We start from the raw sequence: 23,412 nt of genomic DNA, 5'->3' as shown, positions 1-23,412 counted from the left end.
GCAACGCCGTGTTCCCGCCCCTCGGGGCGGGTACACCCCGGGGGTACGGACGGGCCCAGGGGGAAGGTGAGTCCATGACGGAGATCGGGAGCGGTGCCACCGTGACGCGCCGTTCCACCGGAACGCCGGAAACGCACGGACCCATCGGCACACAGCGGGACAACGAGCCGGGGGAGTCGTCAGGGGGGCAGGGGCAGGGGCCGGTGGCGGAAGGACACGAGGCGGCCGTGCTCCTGAGGGAGTCACGCGCGTCGGTCGACCCCGAACTGCGCTCCGCCATCGCCTCGCTGCCCGACCGGATGCGCCGGATCGCGCTCTACCACTTCGGCTGGCAGCACGCGGACGGCACGCCCGCGACGGGCAACGCGGGAAAGGCGATCCGCCCCGCGCTCGTCCTCACCGCGGCGACCGCGCTCGGCGGGCCGGCGGCCCGTGCGGCGGCCGGCCGGGCCGCGGCAGCGGTGGAACTGGTCCACAACTTCACCCTGCTGCACGACGACGTGATGGACCGGGACGCCACCCGCCGTCACCGGCCGACCGCGTGGGCCGTGTTCGGCGACGCCGACGCGATCCTGGCCGGGGACGCCCTTCAGGCGCTCGCCCTGCGGCTGCTCGCCGCGGACCCGCACCCGGCGTCCGCGGCGGCGGCCGCCCGGCTCGCGGACTGCGTCATGGAGCTGTGCGAGGGCCAGCACGCGGACACGGCCATGGAAGGGCGTCCGCCGGGCCAGGTCACCCTCGACGAGACGCTCGCCATGGCCGAGGCGAAGACGGGGGCACTGCTGGGCTGCGCCTGTGCCCTCGGCGCGCTGTACGCGGGTGCCGCCGCGGAGGACGTCGAGGCCCTGGACGCCTTCGGCCGCGAGGCCGGGCTGGCCTTCCAGCTCATCGACGACGTCATCGGCATATGGGGCGACCCGCGCCACACCGGCAAGCCGGCCGGTGCGGACCTGGCCGCCCGCAAGAAGTCGCTGCCGGTGGTCGCCGCCCTCACCTCCGGCTCCCCGGCCGCAGCCGAACTCGCCGAGCTGTACGCGGCGCCGTACGACAAGGACAAGGAGGACCTGGAGCGCACCGCCCTGGCCGTGGAGCGGGCGGGCGGCCGGGACTGGGCGCAGGCCCAGGCGGCCGACCGGATGGCGAGGGCCATGCAGGAGCTGGCCCGTGCCGTACCCGACCCGGAGGCGGCGGGCGGTCTGCTCGCGCTGGCCGAGTTCGTGACCCGGCGCAGCACCTGACGGCCACCCGGCCGCGCAAGACCCCGGAGCCCGTGCAGGGCCGTACGGCACCTGACCGACGTACGGCCGCACCGCCGCCGGCTCCGGACCGGCGGGTCCCGCACTTCCCCACGGTGTGCGGGGCCCGCCTCCTGTCTCTCCGGCCGGGCGCGCGGAGTCACCGGATAGGCTCAACCGCCGTACGTGCGAGCGAAGTTGAGTCGAAGGGGCTGGGTATGGGTGTGCTGATCCGGACGGCGGGCGAGGACGACCGGGCGCTGGTCGTCCGGCTGCTGGACGAGGCCTTCCAGAACGATCCGGTGAGCAGTTGGGTCTTCCCGGGCCAGGAGTACCGTCGCCGGACGCACCACCGGCTCATGGCCGCGTTCACCGACGCCGTCCTCGCCGACGGGCGCATCGACCTCACCGAGGACGGTGCCGCCTGCGCGCTGTGGCTGTCCGTACCGGCCGACGGGCATGCGGGTGACGAACCGGACGACGGGTCCGGGGACGAGGGCGAGGACATACCCGCGCGGATCCGCGAGGCCGTCGACCCGGAGAACGAGCGCGTGGAGTCGATAGCCCGGCTGACGGACGGCATCCACCCCTCGGGCCGCGCCCACGAGTACCTGTGGATGATCGGTGTCGTCCCCGAACGGCAGGGCGAGGGGCTGGGCACCGCGTTGATCGAGAGCGTCCTGGACCGCTGCGACCGCGAGGGCCTGCCCGCCTACCTGGAGGCGAGCAGCGCCCGGGGAAAGGTGCTGTACGAACGCCTCGGCTTCGAGTTCACGGGACGGGCCCTCGATCTGCCGGACGGCCCCCGGATGTGGCCCATGTGGCGCGAGCCCCGGATCCGTTGATCGCTCAACCGCGCTCAATCCGCACGTACCACCGGAAGCGCTGAGCCGCCATTCGGCCTAGCCTGGGGGTATGGACAGCGACACGTACGTCTGTCCCCAGTGCGGACAGCCAGTCGAAGCAGTCGTCCGGCGCCACAAGACGCTGGGCGCGTGGGTCCCGACGTGGGCCCCCGGTCCGTGCCACAACCCGAAGTGCACGGCATGTTCCGAGCCGAACGCCCGGACCGCCGAGGGCGGGGCGCCGACCGAACCGGTGCGACACCGCCGAGGGGCGACCGCGGAGACGCCCTGAGGGAGCGACCGGGCACCGGGCGGAGAGGACGCCTGCCCCGGGGCAACCGGAAGGGGCCCGGCCGGGATACGGCCGGGCCCCTTCGGGGTCTCCTGCGGCCTGCGATGGTGCACCGATCGCCGGCCCCGGGGCGTGGACCTTCGTCAGGCCTTCTTGGTCTCCCAGAAGATCTTGTCGATCTGGGCGATGTAGTCCAGGGCCTTCTGACCGGTCGCCGGGTCCTTCGAGCCCTTGGCGGCCGACAGGGCCTTCAGGGTGTCGTTGACCAGCTGGTGCAGCTCCGGGTACTTCTCGAAGTGCGGGGGCTTGAAGTAGTCGCTCCACAGCACGGAGACGTGGTGCTTCGCGAGCTCGGCGCGCTGCTCCTTGATGACCGTGGCGCGCGTCTGGAAGTGCGGGTCGTCGTTGCCGGCCATCTTCTCCTGGACGGCCTTCACCGACTCCGCCTCGATGCGGGCCTGGGCCGGGTCGTACACGCCGCAGGGCAGGTCGCAGTGGGCGCTGACCGTGACCTTGGGGGCAAACAGGCGGGAAAGCATGAAGCGTTCCTTCCTCGTGATCGTCTTCTCAGGGGGGACATTACTCCCTGGGAGACCCGATTTCGCGAGTGCCCCCGTGGGCTTAGGACAAAAGTCCGGGGTGAGACTGAGACTGGTGGAGGAAAGACCGGGGAGGTGCCGGGTGATGCCGGAGCAACTGTCGCAGGAGACCGAGCGCGCCAGAGGGGCGCTGCCCTTCGGGCCGGCCGAGGTGACCGGGCCGTCGATGGTGCCCACGCTGCACCACGGCGACGTGCTGCTGGTGCACTGGGGGGCGCGGGTCCGGCCGGGGGACGTGGTGGTGCTGCGCCACCCCTTCCAGCAGGACCTGCTCGTGGTCAAGCGGGCGGCCGAACGGCGCGGGACGGGCTGGTGGGTGCTCGGGGACAACGCCTTCGCCGGCGGGGACAGCACCGACTACGGGGTCGTGCCGCAGGACCTCGTCCTGGGCAGGGTCCGGTTCCGGTACCGGCCGCGGGCGGGTCAGCGCTCGCCGTTCTCCGTGGTCCGCTGGGCGCTGTCGGCGGTCAGGCCGGTGCTGGCCGACCGGTCGGCCTCCAGGCGCTTGCGGGCGCGGTAGGCCGCCACGTTGGCGCGGGTGGCGCAGCGGTCGGAGCAGTAGCGCCGGGAGCGGTTGGTCGAGGTGTCCAGGTAGGCGTTGCGGCACGGGGCCGCCTCGCACAGGCCCAGCCGGTCGACGCCGTACTCGGTGAGGTGGAAGGCCAGGCCCATCGCGGCGATGGCCGCGAAACCGGCCGTCGCGTTGGAGGGGTGGTCCGCCAGGTGCATGTGCCACAGCGGGCTGCCGTCCTCCGCGCGCTGGTCGTGCCCGGAGATCTGCGGGCTCACCGGGAACTCCAGGAGCAGTGAGTTCAGCAGGTCCACGGCGAGGGTCTCGTCGCCGCCGTCGGCCGCCTCGAAGACCGCGCGCAGCCGTCCCCGGACCGAGCGGAACCGCGTCACGTCGGCGTCGGACGCGCGGCGGGCCGCCGACTGGTTGGCGCCGAAGAGTTCGCGGACGGCCTCCACCGAGGTCAGGGAGTCCTGGCCCCGCGAGGGTTCCTCGGTGTTGACGAGACGTACGGCGTAATCCGAGTAATAGGCCAGTTCCACTTGTAGTCCTTACGAAGGGGCTCTAGGGTCGTGCCTGCGGCCAGTAATGGCTGATCGTGCTTCCAGGGTATTACGTGACGCAGGCATGGAGGGGCTCGATGACGGACGCGGACGCCACGACGACTACGGCGACCACGGTGACCACAACGACGGCCGCGGCGGCGGGTGCCGACTGGCAGGCCTGGCAGGAGAGCTGGGACCGGCAGCAGGAGTGGTACATGCCGGACCGCGAGGAACGGTTCCGGATCATGCTCGACATGGTCGAGGCGCTCGTCGGCCCCGCGCCGCGCGTCCTCGACCTGGCCTGCGGCACCGGCACCATCACGGCCCGGCTGCTCGCCCGGTTCCCGCAGGCCACCAGCACCGGCGTGGACCTCGACCCGGCGCTCCTCGCCATCGCCGAGGGCACCTTCGCGGACGACGACCGGGTCTCCTTCGTCACCGCCGACCTCAAGGACCCCGACTGGCCGGCGAAGCTGCCGTACGACGCGTACGACGCGGTGCTGACCGCCACGGCCCTGCACTGGTTCCACGCCGAACCCCTCGCGGATCTCTACGGTCGGGTCGCGGGGCTGGTCCGCGACGGTGGTGTCTTCATGAACGCGGACCACATGATCGACGACACGACGCCCCGGATCAACGCGGCCGAGCGCGCCCAGCGGCACTCACGGATGGACGCCGCCAAGGGCGAGGGCGCCCTGGACTGGTCCGAGTGGTGGCAGCTCGCCGGCAAGGACCCCGTGCTCGCCGGGCCCACCGCCCGCCGCTTCGAGATCTACGGCGAACACGCCGACGGGGACATGCCCCCGGCGGCGTGGCACGCGCGCGTACTGCGCGACAAGGGCTTCGGCGAGGCGCGCCCGGTGTGGTGCTCGCCGTCGGACACCCTGCTGCTGGCCGTGAAGTGAGCCGCTGAAAGCGGCCAGGGGCGGTACGGGAGATCCGTACCGCCCCTGGTGCGCACCTGGTCTCAGAGGACCTTGGACAGGAACGCCTTCGTCCGCTCGTGCTGCGGGTCGGTCAGGACGTCGCGGGGGTTGCCCGACTCGACCACCACGCCGTTGTCCATGAAGACCAGGCTGTCGCCGACCTCGCGGGCGAAGCCCATCTCGTGGGTGACGACGACCATCGTCATGCCGGACTCGGCGAGGTCGCGCATGACGTCGAGGACGTCGCCGACCAGCTCCGGGTCGAGCGCCGAGGTCGGCTCGTCGAACAGCATCAGCTTCGGGTCCATCGCCAGGGCCCGCGCGATGGCGACGCGCTGCTGCTGGCCGCCGGAGAGCTGCGAGGGGTAGTTGCCGGCCTTGTCGCCCAGGCCCACCCGCTCCAGCAGAGCCCGCGCGCGCTCCCGGGCCTGGGACTTGCCCATGCCCTTCACCTGGACCGGCGCCTCCATGACGTTCTCCAGGGCCGTCATGTGCGGGAACAGGTTGAAGCGCTGGAAGACCATGCCGATGTCCCGGCGCTTGAGGGCGACCTCGCTGTCCTTCAGCTCGTAGAGCTTGTCGCCCTTCTGGCGGTAGCCGACCAGCTCGCCGTCGACGTAGAGACGCCCGGCGTTGATCTTCTCGAGGTGGTTGATACACCTGAGGAAGGTGGACTTGCCGGAGCCGGAGGGGCCGATGAGGCAGAACACCTCGCCCTGCTTCACCTCCAGGTCGATGCCCTTGAGGACCTCGACGGCACCGAAGGACTTGTGGACGCCCTCGGCCTTGACCATGGCGGTCATGCCGCACCTCCCGTCGTGCTGGAGCGGTTCGACAGGGAGAACAGGTTCGCCCTGATCTTCTGCATCGGGGTGGGCGGCAGGCTGCGGCTGGAGCCGCGGGCGTAGTAGCGCTCCAGGTAGTACTGGCCGACGCTGAAGACCGAGGTCAGCAGCAGGTACCAGGCCGCCGCGAGGAACAGCATCTCGGCCGGGGCGCCCGAGGTCTGGCCGATGTCCTGGGCGACTCTGAACAACTCGGCGTACTGGACGACCGACACCAGCGAGGTCGTCTTCAGCATGTTGATGACCTCGTTGCCCGTCGGCGGCACGATCACGCGCATCGCCTGCGGGACCACGATCCGGCGCAGCGTCTTGGTGTGGCTCATGCCGAGCGCGTGCGCCGCCTCGGTCTGGCCCTCGTCGACCGCGAGCAGACCGGCGCGGCAGATCTCCGCCATGTACGCCGCCTCGTTGAGGCCGAGGCCGAGCAGCGCCGTCAGGAACGGCGTCATGAAGTCCGACCACTCGTCGCGGTAGAACGGTCCGAGGTTGATGTACTCGAAGACCAGGCCGAGGTTGAACCAGACGACCAGCTGCACCAGGACCGGCGTGCCGCGGAAGAACCAGATGTAGAACCACGCGATGGACGAGGTCACCGGGTTCTTCGACAGCCGCATCACCGCCAGCAGGATGCCGCCGACGATGCCGATCAGCATCGCGAGGACGGTGATCAGCAGTGTCTTGCCCATGCCGGTCAGGACACGGTCGTCGAAGAAGTAGTCCGGGATCGCACCCCAGTTGATCTTGCCCTGGGAGAACGCGTACACGACCGCGGCCAGCAGCGCGATCGCGACCACCGCGGAGACGTACCGCCCGTAGTGCCGCACCGGGATGGCCTTGATGGCCTCCGGCCGGGTCGGCGGGGTGCCGGGCGGGCCGCCCGCCGTCTTGTCGATGTCAACAGTCACTGACGTTGCCTTTCAGCGCCCGCCGCGCGGTCACTTGCCGCCGTTGACGGTGGCCTTGGTGACGGCGCCTTCCGCCACGCCCCACTTGTCCATGATCTTCTTGTACTCGCCGTTGGCGATCACCGCGTCCAGCGCCGCCTTCAGGGCGTCGCGCAGCTGCGTGTTGTCCTTGGCGACCGCGATGCCGTACGGGGCCGCCTCGACCTGCTCGCCGACGAGCTGGAAGTCCTTGCCGCCGCCGGAGGTCTTCACGGCGTACGCCGCGACCGGGAAGTCGGACGAACCGGCGTCCGCGCCGCCCGCGCGCAGGCGGGTCTGGGCCTGCTGGTCGTTGTCGAAGGCCTCCATGGAGATCTTCTTGCCGGCCGGGCACTTCTCGTTCTCGGCCTTGGCGAGATCCTCGGAGACCGTGCCGCGCTGGAGCACGAGCTTCTTGCCGCACAGGTCGGACCAGGTCTTGATGCCCTGGTCCTCGCCCTTCTTGGTGTAGATCGAGACGCCGGCGGTGAAGTAGTCGACGAAGTCGACGCCCTGGCCGACCTTCTTGCCGGTGTCGGCGTCGATGCCCTCCTGGCGGTCCTTGGTGTCGGTCATCGCGGACATGGCGATGTCGTACCGCTTGGATCGCAGGCCGGTGATCAGCGTGTCGAAGGTGCCGTTCTCGAACTCGAACTTCACGCCGAGCTGCTTGCCCAGGGCGTCCGCGAGGTCGGGGTCGATACCGACGGTCTTGCCGGAGTCGTCCTTGAACTCGACCGGCGCGTACGCGATGTCGGAGCCGACCTTGACGACGCCCTTGTCGCGGATCGACTGCGGCAGCTTGTCGGCCAGCGGGGCGCCGCCCGAGGACTGGTTGTCGCTGCTGCCGGAGCCGCTGCTCTCGGTCTGGTCGCCGCATCCGGTGAGCAGCAGTGCGCCTGCGACCGCGATCGCACCGACCGCTGCTAGCCGGGAGTGCGCGGCGGTCGTACGACGGGTGGAGCGTGCGGTCATGGTGGTTCCTCCGGCGGATGAGGGAGTAGCCGATGGGGACGGGTGGGTTCCGGTGGGACGGAACGCCGGCCGGGGGCCGGCCGGCATCGTGAGGCGACGAGAGCACACACCTTCGAGTGCCGCGACCTCGTGCGATTACGGCATCTTGCCATTCGGACTCGGCCATTCAGGGGGACCGTCATGTCAAAATCGGATAACGGGTCACCCCCCGAACCGCATCAGGTCGGTACATAACGACCGAACCTTTGCGGGAATCTGCCCTTCCGGCCGGAAGATCTACGGAATTTCTCGTTATCCGAACATGGATGGCGAGTGATCAAGGTCGTTGAACGTGGTGCTTGCGCGTCTGTCAAGAGGTTCCGAGAGGTTGTCCGGAACCGTGGCTATGAGCCATGTCACCGACATGCGGCGTTCGGGGTCCGGCATGTGAGCTTGCGCTTATCGGACTCGTCGCGAGGGCCGTCCGTCGGGTAAGAAGGTTCTTTACACCCCTCATCAGGGGCTCAGGGCGCGTGTGCGGCGCGCCCGTCGCGCAGGGGCCTCGTGGCCCGGACAGCCATCTCCCTGTGCGGTGCCCGCCCATTCCTCACCAGGAGTGGACAAACCCTCAATCCATGAACTCTTAAGGGGTAAGACAAAGTGGCAGCGGAGATCGTCAATCCTCGCAGCGACAGCGACGCAGGTGCGGAGCAAGGGGAGGGCGCCGAGCCGCTCGACTCCTTCGACCCCGCGTTCGCGCTGCACCGCGGCGGCAAGATGGCCGTGCAGGCCACCGTGCCGGTCCGCGACAAGGAAGACCTGTCCCTGGCGTACACGCCCGGCGTCGCGAAAGTGTGCAGCGCGATCGCCGAGCAGCCCGACCTCGTCCACGACTACACCTGGAAGTCGTCGGTCGTCGCCGTCGTGACGGACGGTACGGCGGTGCTGGGGCTCGGGGACATCGGGCCCGAGGCCTCCCTTCCCGTGATGGAGGGCAAGGCCATCCTCTTCAAGCAGTTCGGCGGTGTGGACGCGGTCCCGATCGCCCTGAACTGCACGGACGCCGACGAGATCGTCGAGACCGTGGTGCGGCTCGCGCCCTCCTTCGGCGGCGTCAACCTCGAGGACATCTCGGCACCGCGGTGCTTCGAGATCGAGCGCAAGCTCCAGGAGCGCCTGGACATCCCGGTCTTCCACGACGACCAGCACGGCACGGCCGTCGTGACGCTGGCGGCGCTGCGGAACGCGGCGCGGCTGAGCGGGCGGACGCTGGGCGAGCTGCGGGCGGTGATCTCGGGCGCGGGCGCGGCCGGGGTCGCCATCGCCAAGATGCTCGTGGAGGCCGGCATCGGGGACGTCGCGGTCGCCGACCGCAAGGGCGTCGTCTCGGCCGACCGGGACGACCTGACGCCGGTCAAGCAGGAACTGGCCTCCTTCACCAACAAGGCCGGGCTGTCCGGCTCGCTGGAGGCGGCCCTCGCGGGCGCCGACGTCTTCATCGGCGTCTCCGGCGGTACGGTGCCGGAGCCGGCGGTGGCCTCGATGGCGAAGGGCGCGTTCGTCTTCGCGATGGCCAACCCGAACCCCGAGGTCCATCCGGAGGTCGCCCACAAGTACGCGGCGGTCGTCGCGACGGGGCGCTCGGACTTCCCGAACCAGATCAACAACGTGCTCGCGTTCCCGGGCATCTTCGCGGGCGCGCTGCAGGTGCGGGCGTCGCGGATCACCGAGGGCATGAAGCTCGCGGCGGCGGAGGCGCTGGCCTCCGTGGTGGGCGACGACCTTGCCGCGGACTACGTGATTCCGTCGCCGTTCGACGAGCGGGTGGCGCCGGCCGTGACGGCGGCGGTGGCCGCGGCGGCTCGGGCGGAGGGGGTTGCGCGCCGGTGACGGCGGACGCCTTCGGTGTGATCCCTGCGGTGTGGTGAGCGGCCTCGTCCTTGGTGGGCGGGGCCGCTCGGCTTTTGGTGCGGGTGCGGGTGCGGGTGCGGGTGCGGGGCCGGTGGGGTGTCGGTGTCGTGGCAGCGCGGGTGCGCTTGGGCTGGGCTGGGCTGTGCGGGGGTGGGGGCTCTGTCCGGCGGCGGGCGGGTGCCTCTCCCAGTGCCCGAACGGCCCGGGAGGTGCCCTCAGCACCCACCCGCGCCGCCCAGCGGCACGACTGCCCGCAGTTGGGGGAGGGCGGCTGGCAAGAGGGGGTGTGTCACACGGGGCTGCGGTTCCCGTTGGGCGGCGGGGAACCTATCGTCAAGGTCATGTTCGCTGTCTACGCCGCCCGAATCGACCGCGACCAGCCGTTGGCCGGCCTGGAGTTGGGAGAGCTTCCGGCTCCCGAGGCCCGGCCCGGCTGGAGTGTCGTCGATGTCAGGGCCGCCTCCCTCAACCATCACGACCTGTGGTCCCTGCGCGGCGTCGGCCTCCCCGAGGACCGGCTGCCGATGATCCTCGGCTGCGACGCCGCCGGGGTCGACGCGGACGGCAACGAGGTCGTCCTGCACTCCGTGATCGGCCAGACCGGCCACGGGGTCGGCCCCAAGGAGCCCCGCTCCATCCTGACCGAGCGCTACCCGGGGACGTTCGCCGAGCGGGTCGCCGTGCCGACCTGGAACATCCTGCCCAAGCCCAAGGAGCTCTCCTTCGAGGAGGCCGCCTGTCTGCCGACCGCCTGGCTGACGGCGTACCGGATGCTGTTCACCAACGCCGGGGTGCGTCCCGGTGACTCCGTGCTGGTGCAGGGCGCCGGCGGCGGGGTCGCCACGGCCGCGATCGTCCTCGGCAAGGCCGCGGGGCTGCGGGTCTTCGCAACGAGCCGGGACGAGGCCAAGCGCAAGCGGGCCCTGGAGCTGGGCGCGGTGGAAGCCGTGGAGACCGGTGCGCGGTTGCCGCAGCGGGTGGACGCCGTGATCGAGACCGTGGGCGCCGCCACGTGGTCGCACTCCGTCAAGTCGCTGCGGCCCGGCGGCACGCTGGTCATCTCCGGTGCCACCAGCGGCGACCGGCCCTCCCACGCCGAGCTGACCCGGATCTTCTTCCTGGAGCTCAAGGTCGTCGGCTCCACGATGGGCTCCAAGGACGAGCTGGAGGACCTGCTGTCCTTCTGCGCCGCCACCGGTGTGCGACCCGTCATCGACGAGGTGCTCCCGATGGACCGGGCCCGTGAGGGGTTCGAGCGGATGGCTTCCGGGGAGCAGTTCGGCAAGATCGTGCTCAGCAACTCCTGAGTCCCGTCCTCCAACGCCCCGTCCTCCGACGTCTTCCTCCGCCTGCGGCGGGTCCGGTGCTCCGGGCCCGCCGTTCGCGTGTGCCGCAGCCGCTCCCTCAGGTGTCAACCACGGTTGACATTCGCCGATTGTCAACCTAAGTTGACTGCATGAGTGAAGCAACGGATCTCGCCACGCGTGCGGGTGACCGCGACCCCCGGATCGGGCTGCGGGCCGTCGCCGCACTCCGGAAGCTCGTGGAGCAGCTGGAGGCCGTACAGGTGCGCAGTGCGCGCCATCAGGGGTGGTCGTGGCAGGAGATCGCCACGGAGCTGGGAGTCAGCAGGCAGGCCGTGCACAAGAAGTACGGGAGGCATTGATGTTCGAGCGATTCACGAAGGACGCCCGGGCGGTCGTGCAGGGGGCCGTCGAACACGCCGAAGCGGCGGGGGCGGGGACCGTCGAGCCCGAGCACCTGCTGCTCGCCCTGCTGGACCGGGAGGGCAGCCGCGCCTCCTTCGCGCTGGCGGCGCTCGGCGCCGGTGAGCACCAAGACGCGGTACGGCAGGAGCTGCGGGACGCGCGGCGCCGGGCCGGTCTGTCCCAGGCCGAGACGGAGGCCCTTGCCGGACTGGGGATCGACGTCTCCGAGATCGTCGCCCGGGTGGAAGAGGCGCATGGCGTCGGTGCGATGTCCGGCGACCGGAAGGACAGGCGTTGGTGGTCTGGGCACCGCAGCTTCAGCCGAGGTGCCAAGGACGTCCTGGAGAAAGCCCTCCGGGTCGCCGTCGCCCGGAGGGACCGGCACATCGGTGACGAGCACCTCCTCCTCGCCCTGGTCCTGCGCCCCGGTGTGCCGGCCGAGGTGCTCGCCGGTCATGGGGTCACCCACGAGTCGCTGACCAGGGTGCTGGGCGACGGAGCGGGCGAGGCCTGCGCCTGACCGGCGCTTCACTTCGGTGCGATCGCTGCGATCGCAGCGATCGGTCGTCTGCCGGTGCGCGGCGCTCCCGAAGGGAATTGCGGGGCGCCGCGACTCGGCTCAGCTCTTCGGTGCCCGGAGGATCGCCCCGATGTGCGCCGCGGCCTCCGACAGGCGGCGGCGGCTCTCGCGCAACTGGTCGGCCGTCACGCCGTGGTCCCGGGCGGCGTCGCGGATGTCGTCCCGGAAGCGGTCGAGCAGCCGGTCCAGGTCGCGCGCCGGGTCGCCGGTGGACTCCGCGGCGTCCTCGTGGGCCCAGCTCGGGGCGTACCCGGCGGGGAAGTCCTCCGGCGTGACGGAGTACTCGGCGCCGGGGGAGCGGTCGGTCCGCGAGCCGGAGCCCCCGGAGTCGGTGCGGGCGGAGTCGGGGCGGCCGAAGCCCCAGTCCTTGCCGAACTCCTTCCCGAAGTCCTTTCCGAAGTCGCCGACCTCCTTGGCCAGTTCGCTCAGGCCCTCGCGCAGTCCCGTCGGCCAGTCGCCCCGCGAGAAGTGGTCCTGCACCTGCTCCTGCACGCGCTGGGCGATGCGCTGGACCTCCTCCTGCGCCTGGGCCCGGGCCCGCTCCTGGGCCTCCTTGGCCTGGCGCCGGGCCCGCTGCGCCTCGTCACGGGCGCGGCGGCTCTCGTCCTTGGCGCGACGGGCCTGCTCCTTCCACTCCTGCTTGACCCGCCGCATCTCCTCCTTGGCGGCCCGCCACGCCTCCTTCTCGTCGACGTCCCCGGCACCGCCCGCCGAGCCGCTCCACTCCTCGTGAGTCCCGGATCCGGTGCCCCGGCGGGCGGCGGTGGCCGCGGCCCGCATCTCCCGCCGCAGATCGCCGGCCGCGCCCCGCACGTCGGCCCGGATCTCGGCGGCCAGCTCGGCGACCGACTCCCGGATCTCCAGCTCCAGGTCGGCCAGCTCCCCGCTGCGGTCGGAGAGCTCGGCGCGGCCCGCGTCCGTGATGGCGTACACCTTGCGGCCGCCCTCGGTGGTGTGGGTGACCAGGCCCTCCGCCTCCAGCTTGGCCAGGCGCGGGTACACCGTGCCCGCGGAGGGGGCGTAGAGGCCCTGGAAGCGCTCTTCGAGGAGCCGGATCACCTCGTAACCGTGGCGCGGGGCCTCGTCCAGGAGCTTGAGGAGGTAGAGGCGGAGTCGGCCGTGGGCGAAGACGGGGGGCATGTCAGAGCACCTTCTTGTCGGTCGTGCCGTCGGAAGGGGCACCGGTGGCGCCCTGGTCCCGGACGGAAGCGGAATTGTCCCCCGAGTCGCTCTGTACGTGGTCCACCGGGCCGGTGTCCTGTGGCTCCGGCTCCCCCGGTGTGTCCTCCGTCGCCGGACGGCGGAGCAGGGCGATCGAGCCGGAGACCGTGGTGGCCCTCAGCCGGCCGTTGCCCGCGCCGAGCCGGCCGGTGATGCGCTTGGCCCCCCACTGGCCGCCCACCCGGAGGTCCTCGAAGGCGCTGCTGACCGTGCCGCTGGCCGTGTTCGCCTCGACCCGTGCGTCGGCCGGCTGGGGCAGGCGGATGGCGATCTCGCCCGAGACGCTGTTCAGGCTGATGTCCGTGGGCCCGCCGGCCGGGTCCAGATCGACGATCATCGACCCGCTCACCGAGTCGGCCCGCACGGAAGAGCCCGCCTCCACCACCGTCAGGTCGCCGGACACGGAGTTGAAGCGGAGGTCGCCGGTGAGGGCCTGGGCCTCCACGTTCCCCGAGACGGTGTCGGCGCGGACCGGGCCGGCCAGGCTCACCAGCGTGGTGTCACCGGAGACGCCCCTCACCTCGGCGGGGCCGTCCAGGCCGGAAACCACGGCCGCGGCGCTGACCGCGCCCACCTCCACGCGGGTGCCGGTCGGCACCGCCAGGGAGACCACCGCGCTGCGGCGCCAGCCCTTGCGGTCCAGCCACTTGAGGAAGCCCTTCCAGGGCAGGTCCTCGTACGCCACCGTCAGCACGCCGTCCCGGTGGGTCACGATCAGAGGTGGTCCTTCGATCTCGGAGACCTCCAGACGGGCGGAACCTTCGTCCGTGCCCACCACGTTCACTGTTCCACCGACGATGCGTACGTGGAGCCGGTCCACGGACTCGTCGAAGGTGAGCTTCCTGGGCTCCGCGACGGACCACTCGGACATGGTGACGACCTCCTCGACCGAACGCGCCATATCGCGTCCTCCGCAATTCACGATATATCGCGGAAGGGAAAAGTCAAGACACCCGTTCTGGTGATCAAAAAGGGGCCGGGCGGGTCGAATCGCCCTAGTTTGAAGCCGTGTCGACGGAAAAGTTCGAGCGTGGTCTCGCTCCCGGTGCCCTGCTGCTCTGCCGCGCCGAGCCGGACGCCGTCGCGGCCGTCGCCCCGCTGCTGGGCGAGCGGATGCCGTTGCTCCGGGCCGGCGAGGGCTGGAGCGTGATCGTGCCGGAGGGCGGGCCCTGGCGGGACGGCGGCGAACCGGTCGACCGTGTCGTCACCGGCTGGGCCGCGGCACTCGCCGTCGGCGCCCCCTGGCCCGTACTCGCCCTGTGGTGGGACGCCGACCGGGCCGGGTACACCCTCGCGTCCGGCTTCCGCCGCCCGGTGGGCTACGTGTGGCTCGCGAACGGCACGCCGGCCGGCGAGGACGAGGCGATGCGCACCTTCGCCGCCCGGCTCGGTCTCGACCCGGTCCTGGACGTGCAGTCTCTGGACCGGCTGACCCGGCCCGACCCGGACGCCGATCGCGAACCCGGAGCGGCCGGTGCCGGTGCGCGGTCCAGGCTGCGCGGACTGCTCGCGGTGCTCACGCGCGCGGGGATCAGCCTCCCCGCCGGGCTCGACCCCGGCGAAGGCGCCGAGCGTCTGGGTGCGGCCGCCCGAGCCCTGCCCGGCGTGCGCCGGACCGGGACCGCCGGACGCCGCCCCGCCGAGGGAACCCTCCCGACCGCCGCCGGACGCCGCCCGACCCTGGACGGGAGCCGCCTGGCCGGCCGGCTGACCCGGACGGTTGGCCATGGGGGCCGTGCGCCGGCCCTGGCCCAGATGGCGGTGGGCCTGCCGCTCACCGTCTGGGGCCTGCGGCGCCACAGCGGAGGCTGGACCGTGGCGGGGGCGCTGCTGCTAGGACACGGCGCGCTCGGCGTGGCCCACGCCCTCTCCGGGCGCACCTGACGGTTCCGCCGCCACGACCGTTCCGGGCGCCGCCGTGCAGCCGAGGCGGGTCCGCCGTGCGGTCCGGCGGCGCCGGGAGCCCGCCCGCCCCTACGCGCTCCTTCTCGGCGCCCGTGCGCCCCTGCTCTCTTCGTCTCCCGGCGTGCTACTCGTCCTCGTCCTCGTCGTCCAGCCGTGCCAGCCACGTGGCCAGGCGCTCCACCGGGACTTCGAAGTCGGGGTTCAGGTCGACGAACGTACGCAGCTGCTCGGCGAGCCACTCGAAGGTGATCTCCTCCTCGCCGCGCCGCTTCTCCAGCTCCTCGATGCCGCGGTCGGTGAAGTACATGGATCGTGCTCCGTCGGGTCTTCGCAGGGTTGAGAGCCTCCCGTGCGGGAAGAAACCTGTGCCTGCGGGGTGGAGAGATGGGGTCTTTCCGTCGGTTGTGAAAAGACAGCACAAGGATAGGCGTCCACGGGGCCGTGCCTTCCGGGGCCGTCGCGGGGGCGCGGGGACGGGGGCAACGCATGGGACAGGAAGCGACGCGCGTCGCGCGCATCGTGCTGCCGGACGGCACACCGGTCTGGGCCCGGATCTCGGGCGCGGGGGAGCTGCCGGCACCGTCCGGGCAGCTGTCGTTCAGCGACACGGGCTTCACCGAGCGGATCGAGGCGAGTGCAGAGAGCCTGAGCGCGCTCGTCACCGGCGTCGCGCGCTCGCTGGCGGAACCGTTGCGCGCGGTGCGGCCGGACGAGGTGAGCGTCCAGTTCGGCATCGAGCTGACGGCCAAGGCCGGCAAGGTCGTGGGGCTCCTCGCCGACGGTGAGGCCAAGACGGGCATCTCGGTCACCCTCACCTGGAACGGCGGTCCGCCCGACCCGCTGGCGCCCGACGCCCGCGCCCCGGACGCTGAGCCCCCCGACGGCGGCGCCCCGGACGGTGAGCCCCGCGACGGCGCTCCGGGTGGTGAGCCCCCGGACGCCACGGCCGACGCGTCCGCCCGCGCTCCGGGGCACGGCGGGGCCGGTGACGCCGTTTCCGGGAGCGGGGGATGACGCACGGACGCGCCCCCGGCGCACCGGGGGCCCACGACGCGGCCCGCCGTGCGCTGCGTGGCCTCGTCATGGCGGCGACCGTCCGCATTCATCGACCGGACGCCGGGTATGCCCTGGACGAACCCGGAACGTTCCTCGGCAGTGGCTACTTCGTGGCGCCGAGCTGGGTTCTGACCTGCGCACACGTGGCATGCGGCGGTGAGGGGGACGAGGTCGTGGTGGTGTACGAGCCCGCACCGGGCCGCGGCATGTCCGCGGTCTCGGGCCACGTGGCGGCGGCGCTGCCCGAGGGCGCCGGACCCGTGCCCGGCAGCTGGCCCGCCCCCGACCTCGCGCTGGTGCGACTGAGCGAGCCCGTCGACCACGAGTGCGTGTACCTCTCCGAGCGCCCGGCGGCCTACTTCGGCGAGGGCAAGGTCCTGTACGCGGGCTGGACGGTGGTCGACGGGCGGCTGACCATGCTCGACGGCACCCTCACCGTGCAGGGCACCATGGGCGGCTGGACCACGGACGTCCAGATGCGGCTCGGGGACAACGACCTGCCGGACGGTGTCTCCGGCGGCCCCGTGATCGATCCGGAGCGCGGCGAGGTCATCGGCGTACTGAAGTCGCGCGCCGGCCATGGGCGCGGGGGCACCTCCACCGGGCTCGAACAACTGCGGACGCTGCCCGCGCCCTCCGGTGAGCTGAAGACGGAAGCCGACGACCTGTACCAGGCGGTGGTGCACGCCCACGACCGCTACCACCGTGACCGGCAGCGTCATCCGGACGCCCGCCGTCACACCTGGGCCGACGTGCAGAGCCAGCTCGGTGCCCGGCCCGGCCGGACGCTGAGCCCCGACGAGCGCGTCCAGTTGCTCGGGCGTCTCGCGGATCTGCCGCCCCCGGCCAGCACCCGTTCCCTGCTGGACCTCCTCGACTCGCTGCCGGACTTCGAAGCCCCGGCTCCGCTGCCCGCCCCGCGCGGCTGGCGCGACGGACTCGGTGCCCTGTACGAGTACGCGCGCGACGACGGCGCCCTGTACCTGGTGCTCGACTACGCGGTGCACGCCATGACCGCCGACCGCCCGTTCGTCGCGTCCAGCACGCCGGCCGCCGAAGACGCCCTGTGGGCAGGGGTGCGGCAGGCAGCCCAGCGGCTCGGCCCCGGCCGCCGGACCGCCCTCGTCGAACGGCGGAAGACCAGGCTGGAGGCGCGCGGGCCGGCCCCGGCGGCGGACACCCGGCGTACCGGAGCGCCCGCCGGTGGTCCGGGAGGGGCGGCGGCCGGGCAGTCGTCCGTGCTGCTCGAGATCGTGCGGCGGGGCTGGGAGCCGGACCGCTGCGACTGGTCGGTCTTCGTCGTGCGCGCCGACGGTGAGGCGAAGCGTCTCGAGGAGGTCCAGCGCGTCCCGCTGGCCGACCTCGCCACCCACCTGTCCGCGCCCCTCAAGGAGGCGTTCCGGCAGTGCGACACGCCGGGCCGGCCGGCGGTCCTGCAGGTGGCGACGGAGCACTCGCTGCTGGCACTCGACGTGGACGAATGGCGGCTCGGCCCCGAGGAGGAGCGACTCGGCACCCAGCGCCCGGTCGTCCTGCGCTGCTCCGACCGCGACCAGTTGACGGAGAACGGCGACCACGGCGGGTACGCCGAGTCCGGCGACCACGGCGACCACGGCGGCTATGGCGACCACGGGGATCAAGGGGGCCACGGGGGGCACGGGGAGATCGACGGAGCCGGCGGAATCGGCGGAGCCGGCGGGAGGCGTGGGACCGGCGCAGCCGGCGCGCAGTCGGCGGCCGCCTCGAACGGCGACTACCGGCTGGACATCGACGAGGAACGCAGAGCCCGCTGGCGCTGGCTGCACGCGCACCCCGTGACCGCCGCGGTCCTCGACTGCGACGACGGCCTGCGCAAGCCGGTACCGCCGGTCGAGGAGTTGCGGGGCCTGTCGCACGGCACGGTCCCGGTGCTGTGCCGCTTGGACCCCAACGGCCGCGAGGGCGACACCGAGGGGCTCGCCCGGCTGGTGCGCGGCGGTTTCGGCGTGGCGCTGTGGCGCCGTAGGCACGGGCTGCCGGAGGCGGTCTGCGGCGAGTTCCACCGCGGCACCCTGGACCAGATCGCGGGCCCCGTCGGCGCCCACCGACTGCCCGAGGCCGTGCGCGACCTGCGCTTCAAACTGAGATCGGGACGGCCCGAGACCTTCTGGGCGCACGGCATAGCGCTGTTGTACGACGATCCGCACCAGCCCCTGCCCGGCACCGGTGACCTGCTGGAGGCACCGTGACCGCGGCCCGCGCGTGCCCCCGTCGGCGGCCCGCCCTGGCGTTTCAAGTCCCTTTGCCGAGGCACCCGTTGGGTGATGTGCCTCTTACCAGTCCCGTTCAGGATCGATACCGTGATGGACGCCCCCGCGACGACCGCGCGCCCGGACGAGTGACGACGAGGATTGGATCATGACCGAATCCAGCGAGTGGCTCATCTACCGGGGCGCCGGCGAACCCCACGACGGCCTGGACCGGCTTCCCGCCCCGCCGCCGTGGCGGGACTTCACCAGCCGGGACGCGGCGGGGTCCGGCGACGGGTCGCAGGACCGCAGGCTCGGCGCCCACCGGCACCTGGCCGAACTGCACCGGCCGGGCGCCGAGGAACTCGAGATGATCAACGCCGCGCTGTACCTGCGCCGGCCGCTCCTCGTCACCGGCAGTCCCGGCGCGGGCAAGAGCACACTGGCCCACTCGGTGGCGTACGAACTGGGCCTGGGCAACGTACTGCGCTGGTCCATCGTCAGCCGCTCCGAACTCCAGGACGGCCTCTACCACTACGACGCCATCGCGCGCCTGCAGGACGTGCAGATCGCGGCGCAGGCGGACCACGCCCCCGGATCAGGGGCGCCGGGCGCGGTCGAGGGCATCGGCGGCTACATCCGGCTCGGTCCCCTCGGCACCGCCCTGCTGCCCTCCGACAAGCCACGCGTCCTGCTCATCGACGAGCTGGACAAGAGCGACATCGACCTGCCCAACGACCTCCTGAACGTACTGGAGGAAGGCGAGTTCGCCATCCCCGAGCTGGAACGCATCGCGGACCGGCTGCCGGACCGCACCGCCGAGGTGCTCACCGCGGACGGTGTGAAGGTGCCGGTGCGCGACGGCCGCGTGCGCTGCCGCGCCTTCCCCTTCGTGGTGCTCACCAGCAACGGAGAACGCGACTTCCCGGCCCCGCTGATGCGGCGCTGCATCCACCTGGAGCTCGGCCGCCCGGACCACAACCGGCTCGCCACCTTCGTCCGGGCCCACCTGGGCGACGAGGCGGCCCGCGCGGGCGACGACCTGGTCACCCGGTTCCTGGAGCGGTCCCGCAGCGAGCTGCTGGCCACGGACCAGTTGCTCAACGCGATCTATCTCACCGACGCCGCCGCCACGCCCAGCCGCGACCGCCTGGCCGACCTGCTCATCCAGCGGCTCGATCGCCCGAGGTGACGCGATGCCCGACGAGACGGCGCGTCACGGTCCCGGCCACCGAGGCACCCCCGGCGACGAGGGTCCCGGCGCAGGGCACGCCGCCGTGCCCGCGGGTGAGGGCTCCGGGGGAGCGCACGCCGCCGTGCCTGCGGGCGAAGGCCCTGAGGGAGCGCACGCCGCCGTGCCCGTGGACGGGGGCCCCGGGGGAGCGCACGCCGACGACCCGCTCGCCCGACTCGTCCTGCGGCTGCGGGAGATCGGCATGGACCCCGACGCCGAGCAGCTCTGCGACGCGCTCTGGCTGGCCCGGTGGACCCGGTCCGACGACGCCGCGGACGCTCCTCCCGTCCCGGGCCCCCTCCTCGCGCCCCCGGTGATCGGGCCGCCCGTCGGGCCCGTCGCACTGCCACCGGGCGCGACCCGGGCACCCGCGCCCGAGCAGCCCGAGGCTCCGGCCGCCCGGCGGGTGGCCCTCTACCCGCTGCCCCCCGGTGAAGGACCCGGGGTGCGGGGAGCCGGCCGGGCCCGCGCGCTGCCGGTGGGCGTGCCCGCCGCGCCCGTGCTGCCCGCGCCGCTCGAACTCCAGCGTTCCCTGCGCCCCTTGCAGGGCTACCGGAGTCCGGCCACACCGCTGCGGTCCGAACTGGACGAGGTCGCCACAGCGGAGGTGAGCGCCCGGGCCGGCGGACTGATCCTTCCCGTGCGCCGACACCTGTCCCGCCGCGACGCCCGGCTGCAACTGGTGCTGGACGCCTCCTCCTCGATGCGGGTGTGGGGCCGGCTGTTCGCCGAACTCGCCCAGATCTTCAGCCGGCTGGGAGCCTTCTCGGACGTCCAGGTCAGCCACCTGCACCAGGGTCCGGACGGGGAGCCGGCCGTCAGCCGCAGCGCCGACCCGCTCGGTGCGCCGCTGCACGCCGCCGACCGGCTCAGCGATCCGACCGGACGCCGGATCGTCGTCCTGGTCAGCGACTGCGCCGGCCCGCTGTGGCACAGCGGCCACGCCCACCGGCTGCTCCACCACCTGTCCCGGCAGGGCCCCGTCGCCGTACTCCAGCCGCTGCCGCAGCGCATGTGGAACCGCACCCGGCTGCCCGTCACCTTCGGCGCCCTGTCGCGCGGGGACACCCTGGGCGGCGGTGCCGTGCTGCGGGTGCGCACCGCGTCCGGCGCCTCCGCCGAGGCTCGCAGGGGCGCGCTGGCCGTCCCCGTACTGCCTCCGGAACCCGTGGCCCTCGGCTCGTGGGCGCGTCTGCTGTCCGGTGCCGGACCGGTCCCGGGCGCCGTGGGCTGGGTGCGTGCCGACCAGCCGGCCGCCCCCGCGGCCCGCCCGGACCGCCGCCGCACGCCGCTGGAACGGGTCAGCAGGTTCAGCGCCGGAGCGTCGCCGGCCGCCGCGCGCCTGGCCGTCTATCTCGCGGCGACCCCGCTCTGCCTCCCGGTGATGCAGCTGGTCCAGCGGACGATGCTGCCCGGGTCCGGCCCGTCCGAACTTGCCGAGGTGCTGGTCGGCGGCCTGGTCACCCGGGCCCGTGCGGACCACGGCGAGGACGGCTCCCAGTGGTACGACATCGACCCCGAGGTCCGCGAGGCCCTGCTGTCCCGGCTCGGGCGGGACGAGGCCATGCTGGTCCTCAAGCACTGCTCGGAGTACATCGAGCAGCACTTCGGCAAGGGCGGCCCCAACTTCCCGGCGCTCGCGCTCGCCCAGCTCGGCGACGACGGGCCCGGACGCCCGCACGCCCCCGGCGCCGAACCCGGGTACCCGGGAGAGAACGGCCGCGACGGCGGTGCGGCCCCGGTCCCGCAGCCCTTCGCGGAGGTCGCGGCCAGGATCCTGGAGCGGTTCATGCCGTTGCCCGAGCAGTTCGCGACGTACGACGGCCGGACCGGCCCGCGGATCACCGAGGAGCGGCCCACGCACCAGGCGGTCGTGCGTGCACGCGCCCTGCTCGCCCGGTTCGACGGCGAGGGCATGGTCCAGGACGTCATCGACGCCGTGCAGCTGCTGCGCGGCGCCACCGAGCAGGAACGGCCGGCCGGCGCCGACCCCGAGCTGTGGGGCGAGTACGCACGCTGCACCCTGCGGCTGTGGGAGGTGCAGGGCGGCGCCGCGCTGCTGCGGGAGGCCACCCGGGCCGCCGAACGGGCCGCAGCGCCTCCGCACGCCCTGCGCGAACGCGCCGTCCTCGCGCGCGTGCTGCACGCCGCCGCCACCGACGCGCGACGGCGCGGAGACCGGTCCGGCGCGCTCGACCTGCTGCGCCGCGCCGACCGGGAGTACGCGGTCGCGTGCGCGGCACCCGGCCTGGACGAGGGGGAGGCGCTGCGGCTCACCCTGGAACGGGTCGCCTCCCTGGAGACCCAGTGGCGCCTGGGCGGCGACAGCGCGCTCCTGCAGAGTGCCGTCGGCATGCTAGAGGCGTTCGCCGACGCCTGGCCCGACCGGAGCGACCGCCCCGCCGAGCTGCTCCTGGCGCACGGCCGTACCCTGCTGCGTCTGTCGGAGGTGACTGCGGACCCGGTCCAGGCCAGGCTGTACGCGGAGCAGTCGGCGCGGTCGCTGCGCCGGGGGCTGGACTCCGGTCCGGAACAGGACACCGCCGAGTCCGTCCGCGACCGCGTCCGGGTGCTGATCGACCTGGTCGACGCGCTGCTGGCGGCGGGCGGCCCGCTGGACGAGGCCCAGTCCCGGACCGACGAGGCCCTCGGCGGCGTACGCGAACAGGCACAGCGCGCGGCGTTGCTGGTCCGCGCCGGGCGAGTGGCCCTCGCACGCTACGCCGAGTCGGGGGAGCCGCCCGAACTGCACGGGGCAGCCGACCGTTTCGCGCAGGCGGCGCACTGGATGTCACGGGACGCGCCCGCGCACGCGGACGTGCTCGCCGAGTGGGGGAGCGTACTGCTCCGGCTGGCCACGCTGGAGCCCGCCCACCGGCGCCAGGACCAGCTGTCCCGTGCGATACGGGTGTTGCGGGACTGCCGGATGGAGACCCCGGCGGGCAGTCCGCGCGTCGCCCACCGGCTGCTGCTCCTCGGACAGGCGCTCATGCTCCGGTACCAGGCGCGCGGCGACCGGGTCGACCTCAGGGAGGCGGAGCACCTCTTCGGGCTCGCCGCGGCCGACGCGGAGGACCCGTTGCTGGCGACGCGCTGCCGACTGGAGCTGGGGCAGGTCCAGTTCGAGGCGTTCCAGAGTCTCGGCCGCGCGGCGCGCCTGGACGTGGCGGTCGACGCCTTCCGGGCGGCCGGCGAGTCGGCCCGCCGGGCCGAGGAGGAGGCCGAAACCGAGCGCCGGCGCCAAGAAGCCGTGGAGCTCGCCGCACAGGCGCACCACTGGCGGGGTATGTCCTTCGAGGCGGCCGGCCGGCCCCGCGCGGCCCGGGACGCCTACGCGGCGGCGCGGGCGCAGTGGGACCGGTTGCCGGACGACCGGCTGGCCACGGGGGAGCCGACCGCGCGGCAGACGGCGCAGCGGCTCGCCGACCTGCAGTGAGGCGGGCGCCGGGGAAGCCGGACGCGAGGGCCGCAGACCTGGTCCGAAGGGGCAGCGGAGCTGCATGGCGGAGGAGAGGAACGGGGATGGACGCACAGGACGAGGCCGGGGCGGAGCAGGCGCTCACGGGCGCCGGGGAGCCGGCGGGGGAGCCACTGCCGGACCTGCTGGAACTGGACCTCGCACGGCTGGGCACCATCGAGCATCCGGTGCTGCGCGAGGTGCTGGGGGAACTGAGGGCGCGCGCCGCGGAGCCGAGCGAGATGCTGTGGGGCTTCGACAACTCCTTCTGATTCCTTCTGATTCCTTCTGGTTCTTGCTGGCTCCTGATCCTTCTGTTTCCTCCGGCCCGGAGGCCGCGGTCATCTTGGCGCCTGAAGATATGTGAATAGGACAACTTCCGCGGCGTCGAGTTTCGGGCACCCGCCGCGCCGGGAATGCGGCTCCGTGCGGCACG

Annotated in this window: 22 protein-coding genes; 14 read left to right on the top strand and 8 right to left on the bottom strand. The window is 72.9% G+C overall.

The features are described 5' to 3' along the window. The first annotated feature begins 74 nt into the window (after positions 1 to 74). Positions 75 to 1,238, top strand: a complete 1,164-nt coding sequence (locus NI25_RS12995) for a family 2 encapsulin nanocompartment cargo protein polyprenyl transferase (protein WP_061442603.1) — start codon at positions 75 to 77, stop codon at positions 1,236 to 1,238. Between the two features lie 215 nt (positions 1,239 to 1,453). After that, a complete protein-coding gene (locus tag NI25_RS12990; protein ID WP_061442602.1) occupies positions 1,454 to 2,080 on the top strand; it encodes a GNAT family N-acetyltransferase in 627 nt (208 codons plus the stop codon). Between the two features lie 435 nt (positions 2,081 to 2,515). On the opposite strand, the gene sodN is transcribed toward NI25_RS12990, so the two are convergent. Then, entirely contained in the window at positions 2,516 to 2,911 is a 396-nt protein-coding gene (gene sodN / locus NI25_RS12980; RefSeq protein ID WP_003973716.1) for a superoxide dismutase, Ni, read from the bottom strand. 145 nt (positions 2,912 to 3,056) lie between these two features. Between sodN and sodX the strand changes: the two genes are divergently transcribed. Next, on the top strand, positions 3,057 to 3,491 hold the full coding sequence (gene sodX / locus NI25_RS12975) for a nickel-type superoxide dismutase maturation protease (protein ID WP_061442600.1): 435 nt from the start codon (positions 3,057 to 3,059) through the stop codon (positions 3,489 to 3,491). Here the strand turns inward: sodX and NI25_RS12970 are convergent. Next, positions 3,395 to 4,024, bottom strand: coding sequence for a CGNR zinc finger domain-containing protein (locus tag NI25_RS12970; protein WP_061442599.1), 630 nt, complete (start codon positions 4,022 to 4,024; stop codon positions 3,395 to 3,397). The two genes, sodX and NI25_RS12970, sit on opposite strands and share 97 nt — an antisense overlap. Before the next feature lie 98 nt (positions 4,025 to 4,122). On the opposite strand from NI25_RS12970, the gene NI25_RS12965 reads away from it, so the two are divergent. Then, the gene (locus NI25_RS12965) at positions 4,123 to 4,932 is read left to right on the top strand and encodes a class I SAM-dependent methyltransferase (RefSeq protein ID WP_061442598.1); all 810 of its coding nucleotides are present in this window, start codon (positions 4,123 to 4,125) and stop codon (positions 4,930 to 4,932) included. A 62-nt stretch (positions 4,933 to 4,994) separates the two neighbouring features. On the opposite strand, the gene NI25_RS12960 is transcribed toward NI25_RS12965, so the two are convergent. From NI25_RS12960 to NI25_RS12950, 3 genes are read right to left on the bottom strand one after another with little or no spacing between them, the layout of a single operon-like run. Then, on the bottom strand, positions 4,995 to 5,756 hold the full coding sequence (locus NI25_RS12960) for an amino acid ABC transporter ATP-binding protein (RefSeq protein WP_061442597.1): 762 nt from the start codon (positions 5,754 to 5,756) through the stop codon (positions 4,995 to 4,997). Continuing rightward, positions 5,753 to 6,703 (bottom strand): amino acid ABC transporter permease, encoded by a 951-nt coding sequence (locus NI25_RS12955; RefSeq protein WP_061442596.1) that lies wholly within the window; start codon positions 6,701 to 6,703, stop codon positions 5,753 to 5,755. Before NI25_RS12955 ends, NI25_RS12960 begins: the two co-directional genes overlap by 4 nt. A 30-nt stretch (positions 6,704 to 6,733) precedes the next feature. Then, a complete protein-coding gene (locus NI25_RS12950; protein WP_061442595.1) occupies positions 6,734 to 7,696 on the bottom strand; it encodes an ABC transporter substrate-binding protein in 963 nt (320 codons plus the stop codon). A 639-nt stretch (positions 7,697 to 8,335) separates the two neighbouring features. Between NI25_RS12950 and NI25_RS12945 the strand changes: the two genes are divergently transcribed. The 4 genes from NI25_RS12945 to NI25_RS12930 all read left to right on the top strand — a co-directional run bounded on the left by NI25_RS12945 (position 8,336) and on the right by NI25_RS12930 (position 11,815). Then, entirely contained in the window at positions 8,336 to 9,565 is a 1,230-nt protein-coding gene (locus NI25_RS12945; RefSeq protein WP_061442594.1) for an NAD(P)-dependent malic enzyme, read from the top strand. 362 nt (positions 9,566 to 9,927) lie between these two features. After that, positions 9,928 to 10,893 (top strand): zinc-binding dehydrogenase, encoded by a 966-nt coding sequence (locus NI25_RS12940; protein ID WP_061442593.1) that lies wholly within the window; start codon positions 9,928 to 9,930, stop codon positions 10,891 to 10,893. A 149-nt stretch (positions 10,894 to 11,042) separates the two neighbouring features. Then, positions 11,043 to 11,252, top strand: coding sequence for a helix-turn-helix domain-containing protein (locus tag NI25_RS12935; RefSeq protein ID WP_061442592.1), 210 nt, complete (start codon positions 11,043 to 11,045; stop codon positions 11,250 to 11,252). Beyond that, positions 11,252 to 11,815 (top strand): Clp protease N-terminal domain-containing protein, encoded by a 564-nt coding sequence (locus NI25_RS12930; protein ID WP_061442591.1) that lies wholly within the window; start codon positions 11,252 to 11,254, stop codon positions 11,813 to 11,815. The genes NI25_RS12935 and NI25_RS12930 overlap by 1 nt, the downstream gene beginning before the upstream one ends. A gap of 99 nt (positions 11,816 to 11,914) precedes the next feature. Here the strand turns inward: NI25_RS12930 and NI25_RS12925 are convergent, their stop codons facing one another. Further along, entirely contained in the window at positions 11,915 to 13,015 is a 1,101-nt protein-coding gene (locus NI25_RS12925) for a PadR family transcriptional regulator (protein ID WP_061442590.1), read from the bottom strand. A gap of 1 nt (position 13,016) precedes the next feature. Beyond that, a complete protein-coding gene (locus NI25_RS12920) occupies positions 13,017 to 13,967 on the bottom strand; it encodes a DUF4097 family beta strand repeat-containing protein (RefSeq protein WP_158508475.1) in 951 nt (316 codons plus the stop codon). Positions 13,968 to 14,104: 137 nt separating this feature from the next. Here NI25_RS12920 and NI25_RS12915 point away from each other — a divergent pair, with 137 nt between their 5' ends. Next, a complete protein-coding gene (locus NI25_RS12915) occupies positions 14,105 to 14,980 on the top strand; it encodes a hypothetical protein (RefSeq protein WP_061442588.1) in 876 nt (291 codons plus the stop codon). Positions 14,981 to 15,125: 145 nt separating this feature from the next. Here the strand turns inward: NI25_RS12915 and NI25_RS12910 are convergent, their stop codons facing one another. Continuing rightward, the gene (locus NI25_RS12910) at positions 15,126 to 15,308 is read right to left on the bottom strand and encodes a DUF6104 family protein (protein ID WP_014176503.1); all 183 of its coding nucleotides are present in this window, start codon (positions 15,306 to 15,308) and stop codon (positions 15,126 to 15,128) included. A 179-nt stretch (positions 15,309 to 15,487) separates the two neighbouring features. Between NI25_RS12910 and NI25_RS12905 the strand changes: the two genes are divergently transcribed. From NI25_RS12905 to fxsA, 5 genes are all read left to right on the top strand, one after another. Beyond that, positions 15,488 to 16,015 carry a CU044_2847 family protein gene (locus NI25_RS12905; protein ID WP_061442587.1) on the top strand — a complete coding sequence of 176 codons (528 nt, stop codon included), beginning with the start codon at positions 15,488 to 15,490 and terminating at the stop codon, positions 16,013 to 16,015. Next, complete coding sequence (locus tag NI25_RS12900) at positions 16,012 to 18,285, top strand: trypsin-like peptidase domain-containing protein (protein ID WP_061442586.1); 2,274 nt, start codon at positions 16,012 to 16,014, stop codon at positions 18,283 to 18,285. The genes NI25_RS12905 and NI25_RS12900 overlap by 4 nt, the downstream gene beginning before the upstream one ends. A gap of 169 nt (positions 18,286 to 18,454) precedes the next feature. Next, on the top strand, positions 18,455 to 19,477 hold the full coding sequence (locus NI25_RS12895) for an AAA family ATPase (protein ID WP_061442585.1): 1,023 nt from the start codon (positions 18,455 to 18,457) through the stop codon (positions 19,475 to 19,477). Between the two features lie 244 nt (positions 19,478 to 19,721). Beyond that, positions 19,722 to 22,955 carry an SAV_2336 N-terminal domain-related protein gene (locus NI25_RS12890; protein WP_061446900.1) on the top strand — a complete coding sequence of 1,078 codons (3,234 nt, stop codon included), beginning with the start codon at positions 19,722 to 19,724 and terminating at the stop codon, positions 22,953 to 22,955. Positions 22,956 to 23,041: 86 nt separating this feature from the next. Beyond that, positions 23,042 to 23,248, top strand: a complete 207-nt coding sequence (fxsA, locus tag NI25_RS12885; RefSeq protein WP_061442584.1) for an FxSxx-COOH cyclophane-containing RiPP peptide — start codon at positions 23,042 to 23,044, stop codon at positions 23,246 to 23,248. Positions 23,249 to 23,412 lie beyond the last annotated feature (164 nt).

Source organism: Streptomyces sp. CCM_MD2014 (assembly GCF_000772045.1).
Classification (GTDB): domain Bacteria; phylum Actinomycetota; class Actinomycetes; order Streptomycetales; family Streptomycetaceae; genus Streptomyces; species Streptomyces salinarius.
This window is presented reverse-complemented; position numbering and strand designations above follow the sequence as displayed.

What these genes read in the sequence shown, in the direction of transcription:
- NI25_RS12995 (WP_061442603.1), top strand. Translation starts at nt 75, where the DNA reads ATGACGGAGATCGGGAGCGGTGCCACCGTGACGCGCCGTTCCACCGGA.
- NI25_RS12990 (WP_061442602.1), top strand. Translation starts at nt 1,454, where the DNA reads ATGGGTGTGCTGATCCGGACGGCGGGCGAGGACGACCGGGCGCTGGTC.
- sodN (WP_003973716.1), bottom strand. Translation starts at nt 2,911, where the DNA reads ATGCTTTCCCGCCTGTTTGCCCCCAAGGTCACGGTCAGCGCCCACTGC.
- sodX (WP_061442600.1), top strand. Translation starts at nt 3,057, where the DNA reads ATGCCGGAGCAACTGTCGCAGGAGACCGAGCGCGCCAGAGGGGCGCTG.
- NI25_RS12965 (WP_061442598.1), top strand. Translation starts at nt 4,123, where the DNA reads ATGACGGACGCGGACGCCACGACGACTACGGCGACCACGGTGACCACA.
- NI25_RS12960 (WP_061442597.1), bottom strand. Translation starts at nt 5,756, where the DNA reads ATGACCGCCATGGTCAAGGCCGAGGGCGTCCACAAGTCCTTCGGTGCC.
- NI25_RS12950 (WP_061442595.1), bottom strand. Translation starts at nt 7,696, where the DNA reads ATGACCGCACGCTCCACCCGTCGTACGACCGCCGCGCACTCCCGGCTA.
- NI25_RS12940 (WP_061442593.1), top strand. Translation starts at nt 9,928, where the DNA reads ATGTTCGCTGTCTACGCCGCCCGAATCGACCGCGACCAGCCGTTGGCC.
- NI25_RS12935 (WP_061442592.1), top strand. Translation starts at nt 11,043, where the DNA reads ATGAGTGAAGCAACGGATCTCGCCACGCGTGCGGGTGACCGCGACCCC.
- NI25_RS12930 (WP_061442591.1), top strand. Translation starts at nt 11,252, where the DNA reads ATGTTCGAGCGATTCACGAAGGACGCCCGGGCGGTCGTGCAGGGGGCC.
- NI25_RS12925 (WP_061442590.1), bottom strand. Translation starts at nt 13,015, where the DNA reads ATGCCCCCCGTCTTCGCCCACGGCCGACTCCGCCTCTACCTCCTCAAG.
- NI25_RS12920 (WP_158508475.1), bottom strand. Translation starts at nt 13,967, where the DNA reads ATGTCCGAGTGGTCCGTCGCGGAGCCCAGGAAGCTCACCTTCGACGAG.
- NI25_RS12910 (WP_014176503.1), bottom strand. Translation starts at nt 15,308, where the DNA reads ATGTACTTCACCGACCGCGGCATCGAGGAGCTGGAGAAGCGGCGCGGC.
- NI25_RS12905 (WP_061442587.1), top strand. Translation starts at nt 15,488, where the DNA reads ATGGGACAGGAAGCGACGCGCGTCGCGCGCATCGTGCTGCCGGACGGC.
- NI25_RS12900 (WP_061442586.1), top strand. Translation starts at nt 16,012, where the DNA reads ATGACGCACGGACGCGCCCCCGGCGCACCGGGGGCCCACGACGCGGCC.
- NI25_RS12895 (WP_061442585.1), top strand. Translation starts at nt 18,455, where the DNA reads ATGACCGAATCCAGCGAGTGGCTCATCTACCGGGGCGCCGGCGAACCC.
- NI25_RS12890 (WP_061446900.1), top strand. Translation starts at nt 19,722, where the DNA reads ATGGACCCCGACGCCGAGCAGCTCTGCGACGCGCTCTGGCTGGCCCGG.
- fxsA (WP_061442584.1), top strand. Translation starts at nt 23,042, where the DNA reads ATGGACGCACAGGACGAGGCCGGGGCGGAGCAGGCGCTCACGGGCGCC.